Genomic DNA, 8,725 nt, shown 5'->3' with positions numbered 1-8,725 from the left:
TCATCCAACTGTTCGGGCTCTCGCCAAAGTGGAACGGTGAATGGCAGCTTGTGCTCCCACACGTGCTCAAGGCACCTCTGGCATTCAGCTTGCCATTCACCGCTCTCACTTCAGATTCTAATCCCCTCTCAAGACACAAGCTGGCTTGCCGGCGATAGGGCGGGAACAGGCAGCGTATCAACTGCCGGAAAACCCATTCTGCCGCCACGCCTCATACACCGTTACAGCCACGGTATTGGACAGGTTCAGGCTACGGCACCCCGGCCGCATTGGCAGGCGCAGACGTTGTTCGGCCGGCAGGCTGTCCAGTACTTCGGTCGGCAAGCCACGGCTTTCTGGCCCGAACAGGAAGGCATCACCCGGCTGGTAGGCCACTTCGTGGAAGGGATGCGAGCCCTTGGTGGTGAAGGCAAACAGCCGTGGATTGCCCAGGCTTTCCAGGCATCCGGCCAGGCTCTCGTGGCGCTTGAGCGTGGCATACTCGTGGTAGTCCAACCCCGCGCGCCGCAGGCGCTTGTCATCCAGTTCGAAGCTGATGGGCTCGATCAGGTGCAGGTCGCAGCCGCTGTTGGCGCACAGGCGAATGATATTGCCGGTATTCGGCGGAATTTCTGGTTGAAAAAGGATGACGTGAAACATGCACGGCTCCAAGCGTGAAGATGACGAGCATTCTACCCCTGAACCGGACGTGCGTTCGAAGGCGTTCCCGCGGGTGATGCTGTCGCTGGCGATCGTCGGCTTGATGGTGGGGCTGATGATCGGCCGCCTGACCACGCCCGAAGAGCGCGAGCTGCAGCAGGTGGAGGTAGTGCAGGATGGCCTGGAGCTGTGGTTCAACGAAGAGCCCCAGCTGCATGGTGAGAATGTGGACGGTACGGTAGCACTGTTGTTCCAGGCCCAGGGCACGGCCCGGCAAGGGCAACTGAGCCTGCAGGGCAAGCCTGTGAGCTGGCGGGTGCAGAATAGCAAGGAAGGTCTGTTGTTGACGGTGGTGGCCGCGCGCCCTCTGCACGGCGAGTGGGCCGGTGCAGAGGACGCTGGGCGCTGGCGTTTGCAGGTGAAACTGCACGAATAAAAGAGGGGATTTCCCGGCCTGCCTGTACCAGGGTCCCCGAAAGGGGTACTGCGTATAAAGGGGGGATGGCCCGGCCTGCCTGTACCGAGGTCCCCAAAACTGGCGATGTTGCGAATAAAAGAGGGGTTCACCCGGCCTGCCTGTACCAGGGCCCCCGAAACTGGGTATGTACTGTCCATTGCAGGTGGCGTGCCAATTTTTAAACGCCCATGAATATTGGGTTTCAGGGTGAATTGGCCGTTTTTTGAGGGGGTTTGTGCCTTAGTGAGGTGCATCGGGCACAGGATCGGTGCATCGAAGGGCTGAAATGTTCGGGGCCGCAAAGCGGCCCCGAGGATCAATGGGTTTACCGGAACTCAGTGGTCATCACCTTCCTCATCATCGCCACCCGCCACATTCATCCCCAGCTCCTTGATCTTGCGGGTCAGGGTATTGCGCCCCCAACCCAGCAACAGTGCCGCATCGCGCCGACGGCCAGCGGTGTGCTTGAGCGCCGTCTCGATCATGATCCGCTCGAAGCTCGGCACTGCGCTGTCCAGCAGGCTGGTTTGCCCACGTGCCAGCGCCTGGTCGGCCCACTGGCGCAGGGCCTGCTCCCAGTTGGTTACGGGTGCGGCGTCCTGTGGCAGGTTCAGCAGCTCTGGCGGCAGGTCGCCGATCAGCACTTCGCGGCTGGAAGCCATCACGGTTATCCAGCGGCAAGTGTTCTCCATCTGTCGCACGTTGCCGGGCCATGGCAGGTTGCGGATGAACTCCTCGGTTTCCGGCTTGAGGATCTTCGGTTCGACCGCCAGTTCCTGGGCGGCGCGGGCGAGGAAGTGGCGGGCGAGGGCGGGGATATCCTCGCGGCGGTCGGCCAGCCGTGGAATGTGGATGCGAATCACGTTCAGGCGGTGGAACAGGTCCTCGCGGAACTTGCCGGCCTGTACCAGCGACTCCAGGTTCTGGTGGGTGGCGGCGATGATGCGCACGTCGACCTTGACCGGTACGTGGCCGCCCACGCGATAGAACTCGCCATCGGCCAATACCCGCAGCAGGCGGGTCTGGGTGTCGGCAGGCATGTCGCCGATTTCGTCGAGGAACAGGGTGCCGCCGTCGGCCTGCTCGAAGCGGCCCCGGCGCAGGTTGGCGGCGCCGGTGAAAGCGCCCTTTTCATGACCGAACAGCTCGGACTCCATCAGGTCCTTGGGGATGGCTGCCATGTTCAGGGCAATGAATGGTGAGGCCGCGCGCGGGCTGTGGCGGTGCAGGGCGTGGGCCACCAGCTCCTTGCCGGTACCGGACTCACCGTTGATCAGCACGGTGATGTTGGAGTGGCTGAGGCGGCCGATGGCGCGGAACACCTCCTGCATTGCCGGTGCTTCACCGATGATTTCCGGCGTGCGCGCCAGGCTCTGCGGCACATCCAGCCCTTGTTGCTCCTGGGCGTGTTGGTTGGCGCGCTTGACCAGCGAGACCGCCTCGTCCACATCGAATGGTTTGGGCAGGTACTCGAAGGCACCGCCCTGGTACGACGCAACGGCGCTGTCCAGGTCGGAGTGGGCGGTCATGATGATGACCGGCAGGCGTGGGTGCTGCTCACGGATCTGTGCCAGCAGGTCGAGGCCGCTGGTGCCCGGCATGCGGATGTCGGAAATGATCACGTCCGGTTGCTGACGTGCCAGGCGGCCCATCACACCATCGGCGCTATCGAAGCTCTGGGTGGTCATGCCTTCCTGTTGCAGGGCTTTTTCCAGGACCCAGCGGATGGAGCGATCATCGTCGACGATCCATACGGTTTCACTTCGGCTCATGAGGCGGTGGCTCCTTGTTCCAGGGGCAGGTAGATCGAGAATGCGGTGTGGCCTGCATGGCTTTCACACTCGATCAGGCCCTGGTGCTGGCTGATGATGTTCTGGGTAATGGCCAGGCCCAGCCCGGTACCGTCCGGGCGACCGCTGACCATGGGATAGAAGAGCGTGTCCTGCAGTTCCGGCGGGATGCCCGGGCCGTTGTCGATGATCTCCACCCGCGCCACCAGGCGATGGCGCACATGGCCGATGGTGAACTGGCGCAGGGCACGGCTGCGCAGGGTGATGCGGCCCAGGCGCAGTTCGTTCTGGGAGCTGATCGCCTGCATGGCATTGCGCACGATGTTGAGTACGGCCTGGATCATCTGCTCGCGGTCGACCAGTACATCAGGCAGGCTGGGGTCATAATCGCGCACCAAAGTGATGCAACCCTGGCTTTCGGCCTCTACCAGGCTGCAGACCCGCTCAAGCACTTCGTGGATGTTGGTCATGGCCAGCGACGGCAACTTGTTCGAGCCGAGCATGCGGTCGACCAGGTTACGCAGGCGGTCGGCTTCCTCGATGATCACGTTGGTGTAGTCGCGCAGGCCTGCTTCAGGCAGCTCGCGGGCCAGCAGCTGGGCTGCGCCGCGGATGCCGCCGAGGGGGTTCTTGATTTCGTGGGCCAGGCCGCGCACCAGCATCTTTGTTGTTTCCTGCTTGCTCAGCTGGGCCTCTTCCTTGGTGATGCGCAGCAGCCGGTCACGCGGGTGTACCTCTAGCAGCAGCAGGGTCTGGCCCTGGTGCAGAATCGGCGTTACCGCGTAGTCTACGGTGATGGTCTGCCCTGTCAGCGAGGTGAGTTGCGCTTCGCGCTTGGTGAACGGGTGCGCCTGCTCGACCGCCTGGCGCAGCGAGCTGAGCGCCTCGGTCGACTCGGTGAACAGTTCGCTGATGAACTGCCCATGGCTGCGCTGGCCACTCACTGCCAGAAGCATTTCCGCGGCCGGGTTCATGTACTCCAGGCGCAGCTCGGCGTTGAGCAGCAGCGTGGCGGTGGTCAGGTTGTCCAGAAGCAGACGGTGCTGGGCATCGCTGATGGTCATAGGGCGTCGTCGACCTCTTTTGGCGCGTGTCGGGCATGGGCGCGGCCATGGTCGGGCGCGCGGTGGATCCGCTGATTCCAGTCTTTTGGCAAAAAATGCAAAAAACAAACCAAGGCTCCGAAAAGAAGCGGAATTTGCCGATAAAGCCCTGGAAACGGGAAAAACCGCACCAGAATGAACTGATTAAACGGTTCATGTGATCGCTTTTGGGGTGCATTCGGGGGCGTCAGCTCCTGAAATGCACCAATATGGAGCATAGGTGGTTTCAGGTTTTATCGCACAGTTTGCTCGAGGCACGAATCATCGCCTGCTTGAGGGCAACGGGTTGAGGCCGTTTGCGGAGCTTGGTTGCCAGCTGCCGAGCACAGTCCGCCCTTCGTTCTTTGTCGAAGGCAGCGAGGGAGTGCAGCAGTTCGGCTTGCAATCTGTCCAGTTCGGGTCGTAGCTCGCTTGTCAGATCGCGACGATGTGCATCCGGTGCGGCGCCTCGACGCTGCCAGCGCTCAAGCAGGGCGTATTGCATCATTTTGTGTGCTTCGATCTGGTCTGCGAAAAAGCGCGTAGCTCGCTCGGCTGGTAGCTGATGGCGCCATGCGCTGTTGCGAACCCTGGCCTGGACTTGCTGCTCCCTCTCGGTGTCCTGCACAGCCTTGCCATTGTCCCACTTGTACAAGGCAATAGACTCGGCAGTGGCCAGGCGCTTCTCGATAGCATCGATCAGGGTGTCAAAGGCGTTTTCGCTTGTCGCGTCAAGCGGTAGGCATTCGGCTTCTGGCGTTGAAAACGGCAGATCTTCATTGCTAGCGTGGAACACCATGACAGTGGCGGGCTGCCCAGTGGTGTGCCCGCGGTGCACTTCCCCTTGAAGTTCGGCCAGCGTCTGGCCTGCAACCAGGCTTGTGCGCTTGCCGTCGCGGGTTTCCACCTCAAGTCTGCCCTCGGTCAGATAACCTAGATTAAGCGCCTGGTGACAGTGCCAGCCAAGTGTGGTGTGGGCGGGAATGCTGACTTTCACCAGCGACAGCACTGGTCGCCCTTCGGGGTAATTGCCATAGGCGGTACCGTCCCAACTGCCGGTGGCGCGGTGAAGCACCTGCGACGTTGCCTGGCCTGGCGCGGTGGCATTGCTACCACAGCCGATGAGGAGGACGGATACGGTAATCATCATGGGTAGAAGTTTGCGCATGGCGTGATGTCCGTTGACTGAAGGGACGCCTACCCTGCGTGCTGAGGGGGCGGCGAAATGTCAGCGGCATCTGCCGGTTCTGTATGAAATCGAGGACGCAGCCACGGAAACGAAAACGGCCTCCCGAAGGAGGCCGTTCGTGATCATGTCATCGGCGCGAGGCACCGATCAGATCAGCAGCTGTAGTACAGCTCGTATTCCAGCGGGTGAACGAAGGTGCGGACCTTGATTTCTTCTTCGCTCTTCAGCTCGATGAAGGCATCGATGAAGTCGTCGGAGAACACGCCGCCCTTGGTCAGGAACGCACGGCCCTTGTCCAGCTCTTCAAGAGCTTCTTTCAGGCTGCCGCAAACCTGCGGGATGTCCTTGGCCTCTTCAGGCGGCAGGTCGTACAGGTTCTTGTCGGCAGCATCGCCTGGGTGGATCTTGTTCTGGATACCGTCCAGGCCGGCCATCAGCAGGGCGGCGAAGGCCAGGTACGGGTTGGCCGATGGGTCCGGGAAGCGAGCTTCGATACGGCGGGCTTTCGGGCTGCCGACGTAAGGAATACGGATCGAGGCGGAACGGTTGCGAGCCGAGTAGGCCAGCATTACCGGGGCTTCGAAGCCTGGAACCAGACGCTTGTAGGAGTTGGTCGATGGGTTGGTGAAGCCGTTCAGGGCCTTACCGTGCTTGATGATACCGCCGATGAAGTACAGGGCGGTGTCGGACAGGCCGGCATAGCCTTCACCCGAGAAGGTGTTCTTGCCGTCTTTCCAGATCGACATGTGCACGTGCATGCCCGAGCCGTTGTCGCCGTACAGTGGCTTCGGCATGAAGGTGGCGGTGCGGCCGTAGGCGTCGGCAACGTTGTGCACGACGTACTTCAGCGCCTGTACTTCGTCAGCCTTCTTCACCAGCGTGTTGAACTTGACGCCGATTTCGTTCTGGCCGGCAGTCGCCACTTCGTGGTGGTGAACTTCGACGGTCTGGCCCATTTCTTCCAGGGCGTTGCACATGGCGGTACGGATTTCGTGGTCGTGGTCGAACGGCGGAACCGGGAAGTAGCCGCCTTTCACGCCTGGACGGTGGCCTTTGTTGCCGCCTTCCACGTCAGCGCCGGTCATCCACGAGCCTTGCTCGGAGAAGATCTTGAACATCGAACCGGAAATATCCGACTGGAACTTCACTTCGTCGAAGATGAAGAACTCTGGCTCCGGGCCTGCGAATACGGTGTCACCGATGCCGGTGCTCTTCAGGTACTCTTCGGCGCGCTTGGCGATGGCGCGAGGGTCGCGATCGTAGCCCTGCATGCTCGAAGGGTCGACGATGTCGCAGGTGATGATCAGGGTCGGCTCTTCGGTGAACGGGTCCAGTACGGCAGTCTCGTCGACCGGCATCAGGATCATGTCGGAAGCTTCGATGCCTTTCCAGCCAGCGATGGAGGAACCGTCGAACATCTTGCCGACTTCGAAGAAGTCGTCTTCCAGTGCATCACGCGCCGGCATGGTCACGTGGTGCTGAGTGCCTTTGGTGTCCGTGAAACGCAGATCAATCCACTTGACGTCATGATCTTTGATGAGTTGAACCGACTTCGACATGTTGTCCTCCGGATGGTCTAGAGCGCGGTGGGCCGCTGCCCTGGAAAAAGGGTGTTGCCGGGCGCGGATAGTCGGCCAAGCTTACCTGCCTCACAAGGGAGCAAATTGCATGCCAGTGCCCGAAAATGGCGAGGGCGGGATAAAAGGGGGCGTTTGCGGGCATTTGGCGTAGGATTGGCGGGTAAGAATGCACTCTTAAGATGCGAATTTTGGTAGAGGCGCACCAATAGTGTGCACTGCTTGAGTTGTGTGCTTTCTTTGAGGGCCTCATCGCGGGCTCGCCCGCTTCCACAGGGGATAGCACAACCTTGGAAATGTGTGCGGTCCCTGTGGGAGCGGGCGAGCCCGCGAAAGGGCCGGAGCAGGCAGGGCAAAACCCGCTCCCTGCATTTATCTGAAAGCTTCTGATCAAAAGTTGGTCAAATCCTGAGCAATTTCCGCTATAATTCGCGCCCCTCATTTTCGGCAGGCCCTGCGCGCGCTGTTAACCAATGAAACTTATCGTCAAAGTCTTCCCAGAAATCACCATCAAGAGCCGGCCGGTGCGCAAGCGCTTCATCCGCCAGCTCGGCAAGAACATCCGCAACGTGCTCAAGGACCTCGACCCTGAGCTCGTGGTCGATGGTGTCTGGGACAATCTCGAAGTGGTCACCCGCGTCGAAGACGAGAAAGTCCAGCGCGAAATGATCGAGCGCCTGACCTGCACCCCCGGTATCACCCACTTCCTGCAGGTAGAGGAATACCCGCTCGGCGACTTCGATGACATCGTCGCCAAGTGCAAGCAGCACTTCGGCCACCTGCTGGCCGGCAAGCATTTCGCCGTGCGCTGCAAGCGCGGCGGCCACCACGACTTCACCTCGATGGACGTCGACCGTTACGTCGGCAGCCAGCTGCGCCAGCAGTGCGGCGCCGCCGGCATCGAGCTGAAGAACCCGGAAGTGCTGGTGCGCATCGAAATCCGCGACCAGCGTCTGTACGTGATCCACAACCAGCACCAAGGCATCGGCGGCTACCCGCTGGGCGCCCTGGAGCAGACCCTGGTGCTGATGTCCGGCGGTTTCGACTCGACCGTGGCGGCCTACCAGATGATGCGCCGTGGCCTGATGACCCACTTCTGTTTCTTCAACCTCGGCGGCCGTGCCCACGAGCTGGGCGTTATGGAAGTAGCCCACTACTTGTGGAAGAAGTTCGGCAGCAGCCAGCGCGTGCTGTTCATCAGCGTGCCGTTCGAGGAAGTGGTCGGCGAGATCCTCAACAAGGTCGACAACAGCTACATGGGTGTGACCCTGAAGCGCATGATGCTGCGCGGTGCCGCGCACATGGCCGACCGCCTGGAGATCGACGCTCTGGTCACCGGCGAGGCGATTTCCCAAGTGTCCAGCCAGACCCTGCCGAACCTGTCGATCATCGACTCGGCCACCGACAAGCTGGTGCTGCGCCCGCTGCTGGCCAGCCACAAGCAGGACATCATCGATCAGGCCTACGCGATCGGCACTGCCGACTTCGCCAAGCACATGCCAGAATACTGCGGCGTGATCTCGGTAAACCCGACCACCCACGCCAAGCGCCACCGCATGGAGCATGAAGAGAAGCAGTTCGACATGGCCGTGCTGGAGCGCGCACTGGAACGCGCCCGGCTGATATCCATCGACCATGTGATCGATGAACTGGGCAAAGACATCGAAATCGAGGAAGTGACCGAGGCGCTGCCCGGCCAGATCGTCATCGACATTCGTCACCCCGATGCCCAGGAAGACGAACCTCTGGTGCTCGACGGTATCGAAGTCCAGGCCATGCCGTTCTATGCCATCAACAGCAAGTTCAAGCATTTGGATGCCAACCGCCAGTACTTGCTGTATTGCGACAAAGGTGTGATGAGCCGTCTGCACGCACACCACCTGCTCAGTGAGGGACATGCCAATGTGCGTGTTTATCGTCCGGCATAAGACGCCAGGGCTGTATGGCGGCAGCATCCGCCATCGCCCTCCCGACCATCGGGCCCGCTGAGC

The 8,725-nt window shown here is 61.1% G+C and carries 7 protein-coding genes; 2 read left to right on the top strand and 5 right to left on the bottom strand.

The window, feature by feature from the left end; genetic code table 11:
- Positions 1–177: 177 nt before the first annotated feature.
- On the bottom strand, positions 178–639 hold the full coding sequence (trmL, locus tag CAF92_RS06645; RefSeq protein WP_046613495.1) for a tRNA (uridine(34)/cytosine(34)/5-carboxymethylaminomethyluridine(34)-2'-O)-methyltransferase TrmL: 462 nt from the start codon (positions 637–639) through the stop codon (positions 178–180).
- On the opposite strand from trmL, the gene CAF92_RS06640 reads away from it, so the two are divergent.
- Positions 638–1,075 (top strand): hypothetical protein, encoded by a 438-nt coding sequence (locus tag CAF92_RS06640; RefSeq protein ID WP_046613493.1) that lies wholly within the window; start codon positions 638–640, stop codon positions 1,073–1,075. The two genes, trmL and CAF92_RS06640, sit on opposite strands and share 2 nt — an antisense overlap.
- A gap of 356 nt (positions 1,076–1,431) precedes the next feature.
- On the opposite strand, the gene ntrC is transcribed toward CAF92_RS06640, so the two are convergent.
- The 4 genes from ntrC to glnA all read right to left on the bottom strand — a co-directional run bounded on the left by ntrC (position 1,432) and on the right by glnA (position 6,716).
- On the bottom strand, positions 1,432–2,868 hold the full coding sequence (gene ntrC / locus CAF92_RS06635) for a nitrogen regulation protein NR(I) (RefSeq protein WP_046613491.1): 1,437 nt from the start codon (positions 2,866–2,868) through the stop codon (positions 1,432–1,434).
- Positions 2,865–3,950, bottom strand: coding sequence for a nitrogen regulation protein NR(II) (gene glnL / locus CAF92_RS06630; protein WP_085599852.1), 1,086 nt, complete (start codon positions 3,948–3,950; stop codon positions 2,865–2,867). The genes ntrC and glnL overlap by 4 nt, the downstream gene beginning before the upstream one ends.
- A 265-nt stretch (positions 3,951–4,215) precedes the next feature.
- Complete coding sequence (gene aroQ / locus CAF92_RS27600) at positions 4,216–5,136, bottom strand: gamma subclass chorismate mutase AroQ (RefSeq protein ID WP_143516072.1); 921 nt, start codon at positions 5,134–5,136, stop codon at positions 4,216–4,218.
- A gap of 173 nt (positions 5,137–5,309) precedes the next feature.
- Positions 5,310–6,716 (bottom strand): type I glutamate--ammonia ligase, encoded by a 1,407-nt coding sequence (gene glnA, locus CAF92_RS06620; RefSeq protein ID WP_015272115.1) that lies wholly within the window; start codon positions 6,714–6,716, stop codon positions 5,310–5,312.
- A gap of 491 nt (positions 6,717–7,207) precedes the next feature.
- Between glnA and thiI the strand changes: the two genes are divergently transcribed.
- Positions 7,208–8,662 carry a tRNA uracil 4-sulfurtransferase ThiI gene (gene thiI / locus CAF92_RS06615; protein WP_085599850.1) on the top strand — a complete coding sequence of 485 codons (1,455 nt, stop codon included), beginning with the start codon at positions 7,208–7,210 and terminating at the stop codon, positions 8,660–8,662.
- Positions 8,663–8,725 lie beyond the last annotated feature (63 nt).

Origin of the sequence: Pseudomonas sp. B10(2017), assembly GCF_002113295.1 — a bacterium.
GTDB classification, from domain to species: Bacteria; Pseudomonadota; Gammaproteobacteria; order Pseudomonadales; family Pseudomonadaceae; genus Aquipseudomonas; species Aquipseudomonas pudica.
Note: the sequence above shows the minus strand (reverse complement) of the source record. Positions and strands in the feature narration are given on the sequence as shown.

What these genes read in the sequence shown, in the direction of transcription:
- thiI (WP_085599850.1), top strand. Translation starts at nt 7,208, where the DNA reads ATGAAACTTATCGTCAAAGTCTTCCCAGAAATCACCATCAAGAGCCGG.
- glnA (WP_015272115.1), bottom strand. Translation starts at nt 6,716, where the DNA reads ATGTCGAAGTCGGTTCAACTCATCAAAGATCATGACGTCAAGTGGATT.
- ntrC (WP_046613491.1), bottom strand. Translation starts at nt 2,868, where the DNA reads ATGAGCCGAAGTGAAACCGTATGGATCGTCGACGATGATCGCTCCATC.
- glnL (WP_085599852.1), bottom strand. Translation starts at nt 3,950, where the DNA reads ATGACCATCAGCGATGCCCAGCACCGTCTGCTTCTGGACAACCTGACC.
- CAF92_RS06640 (WP_046613493.1), top strand. Translation starts at nt 638, where the DNA reads ATGCACGGCTCCAAGCGTGAAGATGACGAGCATTCTACCCCTGAACCG.
- trmL (WP_046613495.1), bottom strand. Translation starts at nt 639, where the DNA reads ATGTTTCACGTCATCCTTTTTCAACCAGAAATTCCGCCGAATACCGGC.
- aroQ (WP_143516072.1), bottom strand. Translation starts at nt 5,136, where the DNA reads ATGCGCAAACTTCTACCCATGATGATTACCGTATCCGTCCTCCTCATC.